13 protein-coding genes are annotated in these 15,938 nt (G+C 70.0%); 7 read left to right on the plus strand and 6 right to left on the minus strand.

Going from position 1 to position 15,938, the window contains the following annotated elements:
• On the plus strand, window positions 1-950 hold a 950-nt coding region (locus tag BR31_RS31960), incomplete at its 5' end, for an MMPL family transporter (protein ID WP_027502577.1).
• Window positions 951-981: 31 nt separating this feature from the next.
• On the opposite strand, the gene BR31_RS0120325 is transcribed toward BR31_RS31960, so the two are convergent.
• The 5 genes from BR31_RS0120325 to BR31_RS29520 form a co-directional block, all read right to left on the minus strand.
• Window positions 982-2,889, minus strand: coding sequence for a DUF2339 domain-containing protein (locus tag BR31_RS0120325; RefSeq protein WP_027502578.1), 1,908 nt, complete (start codon window positions 2,887-2,889; stop codon window positions 982-984).
• Between the two features lie 96 nt (window positions 2,890-2,985).
• Window positions 2,986-3,657 carry a DUF1707 SHOCT-like domain-containing protein gene (locus tag BR31_RS0120330; protein WP_027502579.1) on the minus strand — a complete coding sequence of 224 codons (672 nt, stop codon included), beginning with the start codon at window positions 3,655-3,657 and terminating at the stop codon, window positions 2,986-2,988.
• 82 nt (window positions 3,658-3,739) lie between these two features.
• Complete coding sequence (locus BR31_RS0120335; RefSeq protein ID WP_051637612.1) at window positions 3,740-4,438, minus strand: response regulator; 699 nt, start codon at window positions 4,436-4,438, stop codon at window positions 3,740-3,742.
• Window positions 4,390-5,559 carry a MacS family sensor histidine kinase gene (macS, locus tag BR31_RS29515; RefSeq protein ID WP_037177520.1) on the minus strand — a complete coding sequence of 390 codons (1,170 nt, stop codon included), beginning with the start codon at window positions 5,557-5,559 and terminating at the stop codon, window positions 4,390-4,392. The genes BR31_RS0120335 and macS overlap by 49 nt, the downstream gene beginning before the upstream one ends.
• Complete coding sequence (locus BR31_RS29520; RefSeq protein WP_051637613.1) at window positions 5,556-6,716, minus strand: AI-2E family transporter; 1,161 nt, start codon at window positions 6,714-6,716, stop codon at window positions 5,556-5,558. The genes macS and BR31_RS29520 overlap by 4 nt, the downstream gene beginning before the upstream one ends.
• A 195-nt stretch (window positions 6,717-6,911) precedes the next feature.
• Between BR31_RS29520 and BR31_RS0120350 the strand changes: the two genes are divergently transcribed.
• From BR31_RS0120350 to BR31_RS0120365, 4 genes are all read left to right on the plus strand, one after another.
• Window positions 6,912-8,366 (plus strand): adenylate/guanylate cyclase domain-containing protein, encoded by a 1,455-nt coding sequence (locus BR31_RS0120350; RefSeq protein WP_027502581.1) that lies wholly within the window; start codon window positions 6,912-6,914, stop codon window positions 8,364-8,366.
• A complete protein-coding gene (locus tag BR31_RS29525) occupies window positions 8,367-9,578 on the plus strand; it encodes a lysylphosphatidylglycerol synthase transmembrane domain-containing protein (RefSeq protein WP_081830608.1) in 1,212 nt (403 codons plus the stop codon).
• Between the two features lie 207 nt (window positions 9,579-9,785).
• Entirely contained in the window at window positions 9,786-11,483 is a 1,698-nt protein-coding gene (locus BR31_RS0120360) for a 2-isopropylmalate synthase (protein ID WP_027502582.1), read from the plus strand.
• A 161-nt stretch (window positions 11,484-11,644) separates the two neighbouring features.
• Complete coding sequence (locus BR31_RS0120365; protein ID WP_027502583.1) at window positions 11,645-12,196, plus strand: YceI family protein; 552 nt, start codon at window positions 11,645-11,647, stop codon at window positions 12,194-12,196.
• A gap of 71 nt (window positions 12,197-12,267) precedes the next feature.
• Here BR31_RS0120365 and BR31_RS0120370 read toward each other — a convergent pair whose 3' ends face one another.
• Window positions 12,268-13,812: an FAD-binding protein gene (locus tag BR31_RS0120370; protein ID WP_027502584.1), complete on the minus strand. Its 1,545-nt coding sequence runs from the start codon at window positions 13,810-13,812 to the stop codon at window positions 12,268-12,270.
• Window positions 13,813-13,981: 169 nt separating this feature from the next.
• Between BR31_RS0120370 and BR31_RS0120375 the strand changes: the two genes are divergently transcribed.
• On the plus strand, window positions 13,982-14,368 hold the full coding sequence (locus BR31_RS0120375; protein ID WP_231496636.1) for a DUF3054 domain-containing protein: 387 nt from the start codon (window positions 13,982-13,984) through the stop codon (window positions 14,366-14,368).
• A gap of 53 nt (window positions 14,369-14,421) precedes the next feature.
• On the plus strand, window positions 14,422-15,891 hold the full coding sequence (locus tag BR31_RS0120380) for a peptide MFS transporter (protein WP_027502586.1): 1,470 nt from the start codon (window positions 14,422-14,424) through the stop codon (window positions 15,889-15,891).
• The last annotated feature ends 47 nt before the right edge of the window (window positions 15,892-15,938 follow it).

A 15,938-nucleotide genomic window follows, 5' to 3' on the forward strand; every position in this document is an offset into this window, starting at 1 on the left:
CGTGGATCTTCATCGACGGAAACGGCGCCGGGCTGCTCAACTTCACGCCGGGACCGATCATGTCGCCGGTCCTGGTGCTGATCATGGCGATCATCTACGGCCTGTCCACCGACTACGAGGTGTTCCTGCTCTCCCGCATGGTCGAGGCCCGGGCACAGGGCGCAAGCACCACCGAGGCCGTCCGGGTCGGCACCGCACACACCGGCCGCATCATCTCCGCCGCCGCGCTGATCCTCATCGTCGTCACCGGCGCGTTCGCCTTCTCCGAACTGGTGATGATGAAGTACATCGCCTACGGCATGATCGCCGCGCTCGTCATCGACGCCACCCTGATCCGCATGTTCCTGGTGCCCGCGACCATGAAGCTGCTCGGCGACGACTGCTGGTGGGCACCGGCCTGGATGAAGCGCATCCAGGAGAAGCTGGGCCTGGGCGAGCCGATCCTCGAGGACGAGCTGATGCCGTCCGACGTCCCGGTGATCGTGACACCCCCGATGCCGGTCCCGGTCGAGCCGCGGCCCTCGAATCCCGTCCCGCTCACCCGGGCGGCGGTCGAGCAGGTGCTGCCCGCGCGCACCGCAGCAGCCACCGCGGTCGCCGAGACCGCGGAGCCGGTGTCGGAACCGATGACGGTGCCGATCCCCCGGGCGCACCCGCCCGCCGTCGATCCGGAGCGGGCCCCGCGTCGGGCGCCCGCCCCGCGACCGTCCGGCGGCGCCGCACCCAACCAGGTTCAGGCGGAGCGGGACTCCCGCCCGATCGAGAGCTGGTTGGCCGACCTGAAGGTGCCGCGGCCGCCGCAGGCGGCTCCCCCGCAGGCGGCTCCTCCGCAGACCAACGGCTCGAACGAGTCCGCGGGCCCGGCCGAGGATCAGCCCAGGCACCGGCACTCGGCAGGCTCGCCGACGGTGAGCGTCAGCGAGCTGCTCGCCCGCCACCAGGAGGACTGAGGACGAGGGCGAGCAGCCGCAGGCCGGGTGGCTAGGCCTCCACCCGGCCGCGCTGTGCGCCCTCGGCGAAGGCCCTGGCGTACCGGGTTCCCGCCGCCAGCAGCAGCAGCCCGACCCCGATGAAGGCCAGCACGCGGAACATCCCGTCCAGCGTCGCCAGGTCGAACAGGAAGAGCTTGGCCAGGGCCGCGAAGGTCAGGGTCAAGCCCGCTCCGAGCGCGAGATGCGCCCGGTCCGGGTGCGCCAGCCCCCACCGCAGCGACACCGTCGCGAGCACCATCGCGCCAAGGGTGGCCGCGCAGTGTCCGGCGATGAAGCCCCTGTCCACACCCAGCGCCGCGACACCGGCGGCCACCACCGCCGCCGTGCCCGCATAGAGGGCGCCGATCCCCGCCGCGAGCCAGGCCGCATCGGCCCGCCGGTCATCGAGCAGTCCCATCGAATGCCCCTGCCCGACAACGAGAACCATCAGGGCGGCCAGCATCGCCCCGGACGCGATGACGGCGAGCGAGCCCACCGCGTCGGCCTGGTACGCCAGCGCCTCCGGCGGCGCGGCGTCGAGGAACAGCAGCGCGCCGATCGACCCGAAGCCGACCCCCGCGCCGTAGGCGATCCGGGAGCGGGCCTGACCGGCGACCGCGACCAGTCCGAGCGCGATCGCGAGCAGCACCACCGGGAGCGCATCCCGTGGGCTGGCACCGACGGTCGCCTGCAGCACCGCCAGGGACGCGACCGCCGCCGTCGCGACCCGGGTGTGGCCGGGCAGCGGGCGCACGAGCGCAGGCACGGCGAGCAACCCGGCCGCGAGCCCGCACTGCAGCACCACCTCGGTCCAGCGGCCCGCGACGCCACCCGAGAACAGCAGCGGCAGCGTCGCCAGCACGAGCATCACCGTCGCGGTGACGTCAGCGGTGTTGCGCCGCACCAGCACCACCGCCGAGCCGACACCGACAACGGCGACCATCACCGCCAACGCCAGCAGCGCGACCGCGACCGAGCGATCCGCGCCGGACCACGGCGAGGCCCCGTTCCAGGTGGCATCGGCGAGCGCGATCAGCATGCCCAGCACCGCCGGAATCGTCCGTGCCGCATGCAGATACGGCCAGTCCCTGCCGAGCTGGGGCGGGAACGCGGCAACCTGGAGCAGGACGAGGAAGGCGAGCAGAGTGACGGTGAGGCCGTCCGCCAAGGCCGGGGCCAGCACCGCCACCGCGACCACGGTGAGCGCGGCCAGCGGTTGCGACTGCCAGCGCGTCGCCAGCGTCATGCCACCCGCGGCGATCCCGAAGGCGACGGCGAGCCCGACAACGGGCGGCAGCCAGCCGTAGTACGACGTCGCGGCGACCACGTCCAGATAGCCGCCCGCGACGCCGGTACCGGCAAGGGCGAGGCCACCGACCCGTCCCCCCTGCCGCCCGAACACGCGAACGCCTGCCCCGACCAGGGCGACGGAGAACACGGCTCCTGCACTCACCCGGGCCACCGGGCCGAAGAAGCCGGCCTGCGCGGCCAGCACCAGCAGCATCAGCACTCCGATCAGGGTCACCGCCGCGCCCGCGACGGCGAGCACCCGGCTGACCATGCCGTCGCGCTGCCACCACGGCTCGCGAGGATCCCGCCTGGGGACCTGCGCGCGAACGGGCGGCCACGGGGCGGGCTGCACGGGGACGGCCTGCGGCGCAAGCGGAGTCGGCGCCGTCGGCCACTGGACCGGCGACTGCTGCTGGACCGGCGGCTGCGGAACCGGGGGCTGCGGAACGTGGGCCTGCGGCTGTGCGGGCGCCTGCTGCGCCGACAGGGGTGAGGGGATCTCGAGCTGCGACCTGAGCCGCGTCAGATCCGCGGCGACACCACGCATGTGCAGCCCGAGTGCGTCGAACTCGCCGGACAACCGTGCGACCAGCTGCGGATCGATCTGGGGGCTTGCAGAATTGACCATGCACCAACAATCGGCGCGCGGGCAAACAAAGACATGAGTAGTCCTACCCAATCGGGATGGGGGTTTTGCGCGAGATCCACGCGGGCCCCTCGGGGGTCAGCCCAGCATCCGCTTCCAGCTGGTGCCGAAGGGGTGCTTGGCGGTCAGCGAGCCGAACCGCACCTTCCCCCGCACCACCACGTGCAGCGGACCGATCGGGGGCCCGGTGCGGACCTTGTTGGTGGCGCTGCCAGCCACCGTCTCGACGGCGTTGAGGTCAACGGTGGCCTCCGGCGGGACGATGAGCGAGATGGAACTGAAGTAGTCCGATACGACGATCTCCACGACCTGGCTCGTCATGATCGCCTCGGTGAAATCCAGGGTGACATCGGACATCATGCTGTCCACGTGCAGCGTCGGCGACACCTGCCAGGGTCCCTGACGCTTCACCGTCGACATCCGTCCGCGCACAACGCTGCCCGGATGTCCGACCGTTCCCCGGTACGGCTCGGCTGGGGCGAAATGCGGCTGGGGCTGGGGGTGCGGATGCGCGTACGGAGCGGGCTGGGGGTACGGCGCGGCCTGCGGCGCGTGCTCCCCCACCAGCTGTATCCCGGGCAGGTCGACGAGCACCGCGTTCAGCTCACCCCGCGTCTTCGCGGCGAGCGTGGTGTCCATGCGTTCGGTGAACTCACCGAGCGAGAGCATCCCCTGCCCGACCGCGCGCTGGAGCAGCTGCCCGACGTGCTCGCGTTCCGCATCGGATACCCGCAGATCCCTCGCATCCATGCCGCCAGGATATGCGCCGCGACGCCCGTGCGCGTTTCGCACCCCAGTCGGGGTACGGATCACTCACGGGCGGCGCAGCCGCTCACTCCAGCCCACGCTCGATGGCGTACCGGGTCAGCTCGACGCGGTTGGCCAGCTGCAGCTTGCGGAGCGTGGCCTGGACATGGTTCTCGACCGTGCGGTGACTGAGCGTGAGCCGGGTGGCGATCTGCTTGGCGCTCAGGCCCTTTGCCACCAACCGCAGCACCTCCGTCTCGCGCTCGGTGAGCCGGGGCACCTCGGGGGCGCGGTCATCGGAGGGACCGGACGCGATGCGCCGGTACTCGCCGAGCACCAGGCCCGCCAGGCCGGGGGTGAACACCGCCTGGCCCGCGGCGGTGGCCCGCACGGCGTCCACCAGCTCCGCGGCCGAGGCGCTCTTGACCAGGTATCCGGTTGCCCCCGCCTTGATCGCCTCGAGCACGTCCTCACGCTCGGCCGACGCCGACAGCACCAGCACGGTCGAGTCCGGCGAGGCCGCCAGCACCGCGGCCGTGGCCTGGGCCCCGTTTCCGTCTGGCAGCTGCATGTCCATCAGGACCACGGCGGGCCGCACCGCCGCGGCGCGCGCACGCGCCGCCGTCACACCGTCCGCGGTGGCCACCACCGCGAATCCGGCAGCCTCGAGGTCGCGGGCCACCCCGTCCCGCCACATCGGGTGGTCGTCGACCACCATGACCGTCAGCGGCTCCGTCACGCTCTCTCCCTCCTCGATGCCAGCTTGCGCACCCTGATCTCCCATTCGACACCCTCCCCAGGGGCGGTTTCCAGCGTCGCGGTGCCGCCGAGGTCCGCGACCCGGCCGAGGATGGAGCGCGACACCCCCATTCGCCCCTCGGCCTCGGCCTCGGCGAGGCGGCCGGGGGCGAACCCGGCGCCGTCGTCGCGCACGGAGACGATCACCTCTTCGCCGATGTCCTCCAGCAGCACATAGGCTTTCGCGCCCCCACCCGCGTGCAGCTCGACGTTCGACAGGGCCGTCCGCACCACGGCCGCGACCTCCGCGGCCCGCTCCCGCGCCATCAGCACGGGGACGGCGGGCGCCGACACCGACACCGTGGTGCTCGCCTCGCCGCGCAGCAACGGCCCCAGGTCCACGTCACCGCCACCGTGCACCGGTGCCGCCTGCTCCGAGATCAGCTCCCGCAGCGCCACCTCCTGCTCACCCGCCAGGGTTGCCAATTCCAATGTCGGGCCACCGATCTCGGTTCCGCGGCGACGGACGTACGCGAGCACCTGCAACACCCCGTCGTGGACCTCGCGTCCGAGCCGCTCGCGCGCCTCCGCGGCGGCGGTCAGTCGCGCGGCACGCTCGAGCTGCGCGTGCGAACGCCGCGCGGTGTTGGCGGCGAGCCCGAGCGCGAGACCGACCGAGATCAGCACCGGCGCGGTGGCGTCGCGCCACAGGTCCAGATCGATCTGTCCCCGGACCAGCGCACTGACCACCGAGATCGCCGCCCCGGACGCGACCCCGAGCCACGGCCCGCCGAGGATCGCCGCGGAGATCACCGCGTTCGTGGCCCACAGCGTGGTGGGCAGGGTCTGGTGCGTGGAGTACCAGTCCTGATCGGACACCAGCCGGGTCGAGGCCATCAGCGCCACGACCACCACCTGGTCGGCGGCGACCAGCCACGGCCGCGCCGCCGCGTTCCTGGACAGCCCTACCGCCGCGAGGCCCGACCACACCGCCATCAGCGCGACCATGGCCCAGCTCAGCGTCGGCCGCGTGTAGTTCGCCACCGACGCGACCTGGTAGCTGACCGCGTACACCAGGGTGGCCAACCGGAACACCTGCGCGGCCCGCCACAGCGGCTCGGTGGCCCGTGAGTCTTTCTGGTCCTCCTGCGGGCCGAGAAGACTCACGGCATCTCGTCCGGGGTCGCAGGGAAGAGCGGAATCCGCGGGTCGGCGACATCCACCTCCGCAGGCACCTCCTCCTGATCGGAGGCGAGCAGCGACCGGACCGCGGTGTTGAGCACCGCGACGATCGGCACCGCGAGCAGGCCGCCGACGATCCCGGCGAGCACGATGCCGGTCGTGATCGCCAGCACCACCGCCAGCGGGTGCAGCCGGACCGCGCGCCCGAGCAGCAGCGGCTGCAGCACGTGACCCTCGAGCTGCATGATCCCGATGATGATGCCGAGGGTGATCAGGGCGGTGATCAGTCCCTTCGTGACCAGCGCGACAAGCACCGCGACGAAGCCGGTCACGAAGGCACCGACGATCGGGATGAACGCGCCGACGAAGACCAGCGAGGCCAGCGGCAGCGCCAGCGGCACCCCGAGTATCGCCAGCCCGACCCCGATCCCCACCGCGTCGGCCGCCGCGACCACGACGGTGGCCCTGACATATCCGACGAGGGAGCCGAAGCCCTGGCTGCCGGCCAGCCGGACCCGCTCACGGGAGGCGGTGGGAACCACCCGGGTCACGAACTCCCAGATCTGTTCGCCGCCGTACAGGAAGAAGATGACCGTGAACAGCGTCAGCGCCGCGCCGGTGAACAGCTCCCCGATCACCTTGCCGGTCGTCAAGGCGCCGCTGGTCACCGCCTCCTTGTTGTCCTGGATCGACTTGACGATCGAATCGCCCGCCTGCCGGATCTGGTCCTCGGAGAAGTGGAACGGGCCCGCGGTCAGCCAATCCTGGATCTGATTGACGGACTGGGTGAACTGGTCGGTCAGCTCCGGCAGGCCTGCGATGAACTGCTCGACGACGAAGGTCATGATCCCGGCGACGACGCCGATCGCGACGACGAGCACGACAACCACGCCCGCCGACCGCGGCACCCCCTTGCTCTGCATCCAGTCCACCAGCGGATAGAGCAGCGCGGCGGCCAGCAGCGCCAGGCCGACGGGGATGAGCACCGTGTCCAGTTTGCTGATCAGGTAGCCGAGGGTGACCAACCCGGCGAAGAGGACGAGCAGCCGCCACGTCCATTCGGCGCCAACCCGCACGATCGGGTGCACCGCCCTGGCGTCACCGTAGGGCGGGAGATCCGATCGCGGCTCGTTCGCGCTCACCCCGGCGAGCCTATCGGCCGATGGGGCGTTGTGCGGGAGGCGGAGATCGGCGCGGCAGGGCGGACGGTGAGGTCCAGGTCACGCCGCGTCGACGCGGTGCGCTCGGCACCGGCACCGCACGACTAAGTTGGTCCTGTGCTGGCATCCTCCTATCGAGCGGTCGCGCTGACCATGCGTAGTCGATGGCCGCTCTACATGGGTTCGATGATCCTGGCCAACTTCTTCGGCGCGGTCCTCGTGCTGGCCTTCATCCGGTACGGCCTGCCCATCTCGGAGTCGCAGGCGATCATCGCCGATCGCGTCCGCAACGTCGTCATCTTCGGCATCTACCTGTTCTTCGCCGGGATCGTCAGCCTGGGCGCGGCCGCGATGATGCTGCGGTCGGTGATCCGCTGGCAGCTGCGCGGGGGGCCGCCGACCCGCAGCGAGCAGATGGCGGCGCTGCACGCCCCGCTCCGCCAGGCGATCGTGCACCTGGTGCTGTGGGTCATCGGCGGCATGCTGTTCGTCTTCCTGACCGTCTGGGAGATGCCGGAACTCGCGGTCGCGGTCGTGGTGACGGTGTGCATGGCGGCCACCACCACATTCGGGTTCACCTACATGCTCGGCGAGCGGATCCTGCGGCCGGTCGCGGCAAAGGCGCTGAGCGAGGGTCAGTTCGACCGCCTCCTGGCACCGGGCGTCGGGCCCCGGATGGCGATGACCTGGGGTCTGGGCACCCTGATGCCGGTGATCGGGATCATCCTGCTGTGCGCGACCCAGCTCAGCACCGACCTGCAGTTCTCGACCAACGCGCTCGCCATCGCGATCATCCTGCTGTCCGGACTGGCCATCACCACCGCGTTCTCGCTCTCCATGCTCACCGCCAGCCAGATCTCGGATCCGATCCGGCAGCTCCGCCGGGCCATCGAGCGGGTGCAGCGCGGGGCCACCGACGTCCAGGTGGAGGTGTTCGACGGCAGCGAGATCGGCCGGCTGCAGGTCGGGTTCAACCGGATGATGAAGGATGCGGGCGAGCGCAAGCTGCTGCGCGAGCTGTTCGGCCAGCACGTCGGCGAGGACGTGGCACGCCGGGCGCTGCAGTTCGGCACGGAACTGGGCGGCGAGACCCGGTTCGTCGCCGTGCTGTTCGTTGACATGGTCGGCTCGACGGGCGCGGCGGCCGAACAGCCCCCCGGCGAGGTGGTCCGGCTGCTCAACGAGTTCTTCCGGGTCGTTGTCGACGTCGTCGACCAGCACCACGGATTCGTCAACAAATTCATGGGCGACGCCGCGCTGGCCATCTTCGGGGCGCCGCTGGACCGGCCGGACGCACCGTCCGCGGCGCTGGCCGCGGCCAGGGAGTTGCGGTTCGCGCTCAACGACATCACCGGGCTCGACATCGGCATCGGCGTGTCGGCGGGCCTGGCGGTGGCCGGGAACATCGGCGCCGCCGAGCGTTTCGAGTACACCGTGATCGGCGACCCGGTGAACGAGGCGTCGCGGCTGACGGAGCTGGCCAAGCTGCGGCCGAGCCGGGTGCTGGCGTCGACCAGCGCGCTGTATTTCGCCGACGACGAGGAACAGGCCGAGTGGGAGCTGGGCGATCAGGTGCAGCTGCGCGGCCGCAACCGGGTCACTCACCTCGCCTGGCCGGTCCAGTATCCCTAGATGAGCGAATTGCTTGGTTACGCTGGGCAGGTGGTAACGCCGCAGCCCGACCGGAGCGAGGTCGTCCCCCACGCATCGGAGGGGCCGACACCCGATCGCCAACGCGGGCGGTTCTGGTGGCTCAAGTGGGTGGCGGGCGTCCTGCTCGTGGCCCTGCTCGTCGGCGAGGGCGTGTACTTATGGCCGCGGCTGCACGAATCCTGGATCGCGCTCTCCGAGATCCACTGGGGTTGGCTGGCCGCGTGCGTCCTCGCGCAGGCCGTCTCGCTCAGTGGCTACGGGCGCGTCCAGAAGCAGCTGCTCCGGGCCGGCGGGGTGGCCGTCAGCCAGCGCAAGTCGGTCTCGGTGGTCTACGCGTCCACCGCGATGGCGGTGACGCTGCCTGCCGGTCAGGTCTTCTCGACGGCGTTCACCTACCGGGAAACCCGGCGGTGGGGCGCCAGCCCCGTCGTGGCCTCGTGGCAACTGGCGATCTCCGGTGTGATCGCGGGCATCGGGCTGGCGCTGATCGGGGTCGCGGGTGCGCTGCTGGTCGGCGGCTCGGTCAGCCCCTTCACGCTGACCTTCTCCATAGCGGGTCTGATCGCGCTGATCTTCGCCGTCCGCTACGTCTCGGCGCATCCGAACTCCATCGAGGCGGCCGTCCGCTGGGTGCTCGTGCGCGTCAACGCGGCGCGCAACAAACCGGCCGACACCGGGATGTCCGCGGTGCGGGAGATGCTCCAGCAGCTCGAGTCGGTGCAGTTGGGCAAGCGGGACGGCGCGATCACCCTCGGCTGGTCCGCGGTACACCGCGTCGCGGACCTCGCCTGTCTCGCCGCGGCCTGCTACGCGATCGGCGCCGACCCCGCGCTGTCCGGGTTGCTGATCGCCTTCGCCGCGGGCAAGGCCGTCGCCACCATCCCGCTCGCGCCCGGCGGCCTGGTCTTCGTCGACGCCACCCTGATCGCCACCCTCACCACGGCGGCCAGCATCAGCGCCTCGCAGGCCGTTGCGGCCGCATTCGTGTACCGCGGGGTGAGCTTCATCCTGGTTGCGATCGTCGGCTGGATCGTCTTCCTCTTCCTCTTCCGACGCCATCAGCACGAGGATCTGGAGTTCGATGTCGAGCTCGAACGCAGCGAACAGCGGGCGCTGCACGAGCCCCCTTCCGTCCAGATCGAGGGCCTCGAGAGCCCGAAGGGCGAGCGGCCGCACCGAGAAAACGGCTGATCAGCGGGTAGATTGAGCGCACTCGTCCTGCGGGGGTGCCCATTACCCGAATCGGGCAATTGCCGTCTCCGCCGTGGCCAATCTCACATAGCCTAACTCTCATGCCATGTACGGGCGACACGCCGTGAGCCGCGGAAAGTTCTGAACAGGCCCTCTCCCCCGCGGGATTCGACATGTCGACCGCCTCCTCTCACCCCAGGAGCCGACATGAAGTGGAACCGCCAAGTCCCGTCCGGGATGCCCTCGCATCGTTACCGGTCGCATTTCGACCGGGTGCCGACACCGCCGGACGACGGCATCGGACGTCAGTGGCCGTCCAACCGGCTCACCGCCGCCCCACTGTGGGCTCCCGTCGACCTGCGCGACGGCAACCAGGCCCTCCCCGAGCCGATGGACACCGCCCGCAAGCGGCTGATGTTCGAGCAGTTGGTCCGGATGGGATACAAGGAGATCGAGTGCGGCTACCCGGCGTCCAGCCAGGCCGAGTTCGACTTCACCCGCGACCTGGTGACCTTCGATCTGGTGCCGGAGGACGTCACGGTGGTCGCCTTCACGGCCGCGCGGCCCGACCTGATCGACCGGACCTTCGAATCGGTGCGCGGCCTCGCCAACGTGGTGATCCACGTCTACGTCCCCACCGCTCCGATGTGGCGATCCATGGTGCTGGGCCAGGACCGCAAGGAACTGCTCGCCCACATCCTCAAGTCCGCGGAGTACGTGGCCCGCATCGGCGACGCCATTCCCGGCATCCGCTACCAGTTCGCCCCCGAGGTCTTCAACCTCACCGAGCCGGACTTCATCCTCGAGATCTGCAACAGCATCACCGAACTGTGGGATGCCAGCCCGGACCGGCCGGTCTCCCACAACTTCCCGACCACCGTCGAGACGGCCACGCCGAACGTATTCGCCGATCAGATCGAATACATGCACCGGCATCTCGACCGTCGCGATTCGGTGATCCTGTCGATCCACACGCACAACGACAGGGGCACCGGCGTCGCCTCGGCGGAGCTGGGGATGCTCGCGGGTGCCCAGCGGGTGGAGGGCTGCCTGTTCGGCAACGGTGAGCGGACCGGCAACGTGGACCTCGTGACGCTCGGCCTGAACCTGCACTCGCAGGGTGTCGACCCGATGATCGACTTCTCCGACCTCGACGCGGTGCGGCGAACGGCGGAGCACTGCAACAGGATCGATGTCCACCCGCGCCACCCGTACGTCGGCGACCTGGTGTTCACGGCGTTCTCGGGCACCCATCAGGACGCGATCAAGAAGGGGTTCACCAAGCACAACGCGACGGCGAAGGCGGCGGGCGTGGAGCCCGTGCAGCAGCCGTGGGAGATGCCTTACCTGCCAATCGATCCCGCCGACATCGGCCGCGACTACGAGGCGATCATCCGGGTGAACAGCCAATCCGGCAAGGGCGGTGTCGCGTATCTGCTGCAGACCGGCTACGGGCTCGACCTGCCGCGCGCGCTGCAGATCGACTTCGCGCGACGAGTGCAGCACACCACCGACGACGGCGGCGGTGAGGTCACCGCCGAGGAGCTGTGGAAGCTGCTGACGGCCGAGTACGCCCACCACGGCGCCCTCGACAAGTGGTCGCTCGAACATCTCGGGGACGGCGACCACCTGACGGTCCGCGCGACGCTCGGCGACATGCAGGTCAACGGAGAGGCCTCGGCAAGTGGGCCGGTCGAGGCGCTGACCCTGATCCTGGCCGATCACGGCTGTCCGGTCGAGGTGCTCGCGATGTCACTGCAGTCGGTCGCCGAGGGCGCGGGCGGACAGGCCATCACGTTCGCCCAGTGCCGGATGAACGGCAAGACGCAGTGGGGCATGGGCATCGAGGCGTCGGTCACGGCATCGGCCCTGCGGGCGGTGCTCGCCGCGGCGACGCTCGACTGATCCTGGCGCTCATCGGGTGATCCCAGGAGGACCGCCGGCCGATTCCCTCGGCCGGCGGTTCCGTGTGTCGCAGGTCACATCGCCATGGGGAAATATCCGCTCCCTCGGCACCGTTGGACGGTGCACATGCTTGAAATTTGAACTACCTACGAGGAGTCCCCATGACCACCGCCATCGCCCTCCCCACCCTGACCACCGGCACCTGGGCCATCGACCCCAGCCACTCCACCGTCGGCTTCTCCGTCCGGCACCTGATGGTCAGCAAGGTCCGCGGACGCTTCCAGGAGTTCTCGGGCGCCATCACCGTCGCCGAGGACGGCACCCCGTCCGTCGACGCGCAGATCCAGGTCGCGTCCATCACCACCGACAACGAGCAGCGCGACGGCCACCTCAAGACGGCCGACTTCTTCGACGCCGAGCAGTTCCCGACCGCCACCTTCACCTCCACCGGCGTGCGCGCCAAGGGCGAGGACTTCGTGGTCGACGGCGATTTCACCCTGCACGGTGTGACCCGCCCGGTCGAGCTCAAGCTCGAGTTCAACGGCGTGAACCCGGGCATGGGCCACGGACCGGTCGCCGGCTTCGAGGCCAGCACCGTGATCAACCGCAAGGACTTCGGCATCAGCATCGACATGCCGCTCGAGGGCGGCGGCGCCGTGGTGGGCGACAAGATCACCATCACCCTGGAGATCGAGGCCGGCCTGCAGGCCTGATCCCCCACACGCAACAACGCCCCCGTCGCGACCCAACTCCTGGGGTCGCGACGGGGGCGTTCTCGCGTTTTCTAGCTGCCCGCCGCCATGTCCAGCACCGCGAGGTGGCTGAACAGCATGCTGGTACCGATCGGGTTACCGCCGCCGGGGTACACGGTGCCGCTCGGCGCGGCCATCGTGTTGCCCGCGGCATACAGGCCCCGGATCGGGTTGCCCGACTGGTCGAGCACCCGCGCGGCGGTGTCGGTGCGCAGCCCGCCCTTGGTGCCGAGGTCGGAGATGCCGAACGCGGCCGCGTGGAACGGCCCCTGATCGATGGTGACCAGCGGCGGCTCACCGCCCGAGAACGCCCGGTCGTAGGCCTCGTCGCCGCGACCGAAGTCCGGGTCGACGCCGTCGGCGACGAACCCGTTGAAGCGCGCGACGGTCTCGATGAGGTTCTCGGCAGGCACACCGATCTTCTCGGCGAGCTCCTCGAGGGTGTCCGCGCTGTGCCACAGGCCGGCGGCCTGGTACTTCTCGGCCTCGACCATGGAGACGTTGGTGGCCTTGACCGGCGGCACCTCGCCCTCCTTGTTGTCGTAGACCATCCAGTACGGCAGCGTGGCGGTGCCGCCCTCCATCTGGGCGATGATGTCGCGGCCCATCCGGTCGTACGGTGCGGACTCGTTGACGAACCGCTTGCCGTCCTGGTTGACGAAGATGCCGCCGGTGAACCACAGCGCGAACGCGGAGCGGCCGTCCGGGTGGGTCATGCCAGGCGACCACCAGGCCTCGCCCATCAGGTCGGTGTCGGCACCGGCCGCGATGCCTGCCTCGTGCGCCTTGCCGAGGTTCGCCCACGGGCCCATGGTGTCGCGGGCCTCGCCCGGCACCCCGAACTTCTGCCGCAGCTCGTCGTTGCCCTCGAAACCGCCTGCCGCGAGGACGATGCCCTTGCTGGCACGGATCGCGATCCGCTCGCCATCGCGCTCGACGATGGCACCAACGACGGCGCCGTCCTCGACCACCAGCTCCACCAGCGCGGTGTTCAGGTTCAGGGTGGCGTTCGGGTACTTCTCGATCGCCTTGAGGAAGCGTGCGATCAGCGCCCGGCCGCCGATGAAGTAGTCGTCGGGCGCAGGCGCTCCGAGCCGGTCGACGTCCAGCGGGCCGCGCACGACCTCGCGCAACTCGGGGGCCTGGGCCACCGGCAGCACCGACGGCATGATGTGCCGCTGACCGTCCAGGCGCGCCTTGGGAGCCTTGCCGAAGTAGTCCGGCCAGGGCAGCATCTCGAACTTGAGGTTCTCGTCCTGCTCCAGGTACTCGATCAGCGGGGCGCCACCGCGGACGTACGCCTCCTGCAGGTCACGAGGGGTGCGATCGCCGACGACGGCGTGGTAGTACTCGAGCGCGTCGTCGATGGTGTCGTCGGTGCCCGCGCGCTTGAGGACCGGGTTGCACGGGAACCACACCCCGCCGCCGCCGGAGTACGCCGTGGTGCCGCCGAACTTGTCGGTGGCCTCCACCAGGATCACGTCGAGTCCCTCGCGGGCCGCGGTGTAGGCGCCGGTGACGCCGCCGCCACCCGACCCGACCACCAGCACGTCACACGTCTCGTTCCACTGCACCATCTCTGCACCTCTCACACACCGCCGCCCGCCAGGGCGGCATTCGTCGGCTCGACCGGACCGTCTTGGTATGCCCAAGGTAGGCGTCCGCGAGACCTGCATCACATCGTTGTCCCAGTCAGAGGGAACCTCCCGGTTCGGCGCCTCGAGATCCGCGGCCTACCCTGGATCCGTGAACAAGCGCCCGCCCGTCCTGGCCGTCCTGGCCGTCGACATCGTCCTGGTGGTCGTGTTCTGCGCGATCGGCCGACGGAGCCATGACGAGGCGAACGTCCTCGCCGGACTGGCGACCACGGCGTGGCCGTTCCTCGGCGGGCTGGCGGCGGGCTGGCTGGCCAACGAGGCGCTGTACCGCAACAAGTCGCTCCCGGCTTCGGTGGTACCGGCCGGGGTGATCATCTGGCTGAGCACGGTGGTGGTCGGGATGATCCTGCGGGTCATCAGCGGCCAGGGCACCGCGTTCAGCTTCATCATCGTCGCGACCAGCGTGCTGGCGGCGTTCCTGCTGGGCTGGCGCGCGATCTATGCCGCGGTCAGGAAGCGTTCCACCGTCGCCTAACAACTTGGCTTCGAGTCCCACCCCGCACCACCCACCCATGAGAAAGTTTGGCGATGAGCGAACTCACTTCGCCGCCCCGTGATCCCAAGGCCGACCACGGCTTCTTCGGCCAGCCATTGGCGCTCGCGAACCTGTTCGGCGTCGAGATGTGGGAGCGGTTCTCGTTCTACGGGATGCAGGGCATCCTCATCTACTACCTGTACTACTCCGTGGCCGACGGCGGGCTCGGCATCTCCCAGGCCGCCGCGACCAGCATCGTCGGCGCGTACGGCGGCACCGTCTACCTCTCCACGATCCTCGGCGGCTGGATCGCCGACCGCATCCTGGGATCAGAGCGCACCCTCTTCTACAGCGCGGTCCTGGTCATGTGCGGCCACATCGCCCTTGCGGTGATCCCGGGCCTGGCGGGCGTCGGGGTCGGCCTGATCGCGATCGCCGTCGGCAGCGGCGGGCTCAAGGCCAACGCCACCTCCCTGGTCGGCGACCTCTACGCCGAGAACGACGACCGCCGCGACGCCGGGTTCTCGATCTTCTACATGGGCATCAACCTCGGCGCGCTGGTCGGCCCGCTGCTGACCGGATGGGCACAGAAGGAGTGGGGATTCCATGTCGGGTTCGCGCTCGCCGCGATCGGCATGGCGCTCGGCCTGATCCAGTACACGCTCGGCCGCAAGCGGCTCGCCGGGATCGGCGAGCGGCCGCTGAACCCGATGCCGCACGCGCAGCGGCTGCGGTACGCGGCCGTCGGCGCCGTCGCGATCCTCGCGATCCTCGCGCTCTGCCTGATCGGGGCCATCACCACCGACAACCTCTCCGATGTGGTCGTCGGCCTGACGATCGTCGCGTCGATCACCTACTTCCTGGTGATCCTGACCAGCAAGAAGATCACCAGCACCGAGCGCAGCCGCGTCATCGCCTTCATCCCGATGTTCCTGGCCAGCGCCGCGTTCTGGTCACTGTTCCAGCAGCAGTTCACCGTCGTCGCGATCTACTCCGACAAGCGACTGGACCGCAACCTGTTCGGCTGGGACTTCCCGGCCTCGTGGGTACAGTCCATCAACCCGGTCTTCATCATCATCTTCGCGGGCGTCTTCGCGGCGATCTGGACGAAGCTCGGCCCCCGCCAGCCGTCCTCGCCGCTCAAGTTCGCGGCGGGCACCATCATCATGGGCCTGGCCTTCCTCGCGTTCCTGCCGTTCGCGGGCGGCGGGCCGAACAGCACCCCCCTGTTGGGGCTGATGTTCATCCTGCTGCTGTTCACCTTCGCGGAGTTGTTCCTCTCCCCCGTCGGGCTCTCGCTGTCGACCAAGTTGGCGCCCAAGGCATTCCACACCCAGATGGTCGCGCTGTTCTTCCTGTCGGTGGCACTGGGGTCGTCGATGGCAGGCACCCTGGCGAAGTACTACAACGAGAACGACGAGGCGCCGTACTTCACCTGGGTCGGCGCGGCCTCGATCTCGGTCGGCGTCGTGATGATCCTGCTCTCGCCGTGGATCAGCCGGATGATGCGCGGGGTCCACTGACAGCGTCCTGCCGCCGGACCCTTGTGCGCGATGACGCCTCGGGCGGA

Source organism: Rhodococcus sp. UNC363MFTsu5.1, assembly GCF_000686785.1.
In the GTDB taxonomy this organism is placed as follows: Bacteria; Actinomycetota; Actinomycetes; order Mycobacteriales; family Mycobacteriaceae; genus Rhodococcus_G; species Rhodococcus_G maanshanensis.

What these genes read in the sequence shown, in the direction of transcription:
- BR31_RS0120370 (WP_027502584.1), bottom strand. Translation starts at nt 13,812, where the DNA reads ATGGTGCAGTGGAACGAGACGTGTGACGTGCTGGTGGTCGGGTCGGGT.
- BR31_RS0120350 (WP_027502581.1), top strand. Translation starts at nt 6,912, where the DNA reads ATGGGTTCGATGATCCTGGCCAACTTCTTCGGCGCGGTCCTCGTGCTG.
- BR31_RS0120335 (WP_051637612.1), bottom strand. Translation starts at nt 4,438, where the DNA reads ATGGGAGATCAGGGTGCGCAAGCTGGCATCGAGGAGGGAGAGAGCGTG.
- BR31_RS0120360 (WP_027502582.1), top strand. Translation starts at nt 9,786, where the DNA reads ATGAAGTGGAACCGCCAAGTCCCGTCCGGGATGCCCTCGCATCGTTAC.
- BR31_RS29525 (WP_081830608.1), top strand. Translation starts at nt 8,367, where the DNA reads ATGAGCGAATTGCTTGGTTACGCTGGGCAGGTGGTAACGCCGCAGCCC.
- BR31_RS0120380 (WP_027502586.1), top strand. Translation starts at nt 14,422, where the DNA reads ATGAGCGAACTCACTTCGCCGCCCCGTGATCCCAAGGCCGACCACGGC.
- BR31_RS0120330 (WP_027502579.1), bottom strand. Translation starts at nt 3,657, where the DNA reads ATGGATGCGAGGGATCTGCGGGTATCCGATGCGGAACGCGAGCACGTC.
- BR31_RS0120325 (WP_027502578.1), bottom strand. Translation starts at nt 2,889, where the DNA reads ATGGTCAATTCTGCAAGCCCCCAGATCGATCCGCAGCTGGTCGCACGG.
- BR31_RS0120365 (WP_027502583.1), top strand. Translation starts at nt 11,645, where the DNA reads ATGACCACCGCCATCGCCCTCCCCACCCTGACCACCGGCACCTGGGCC.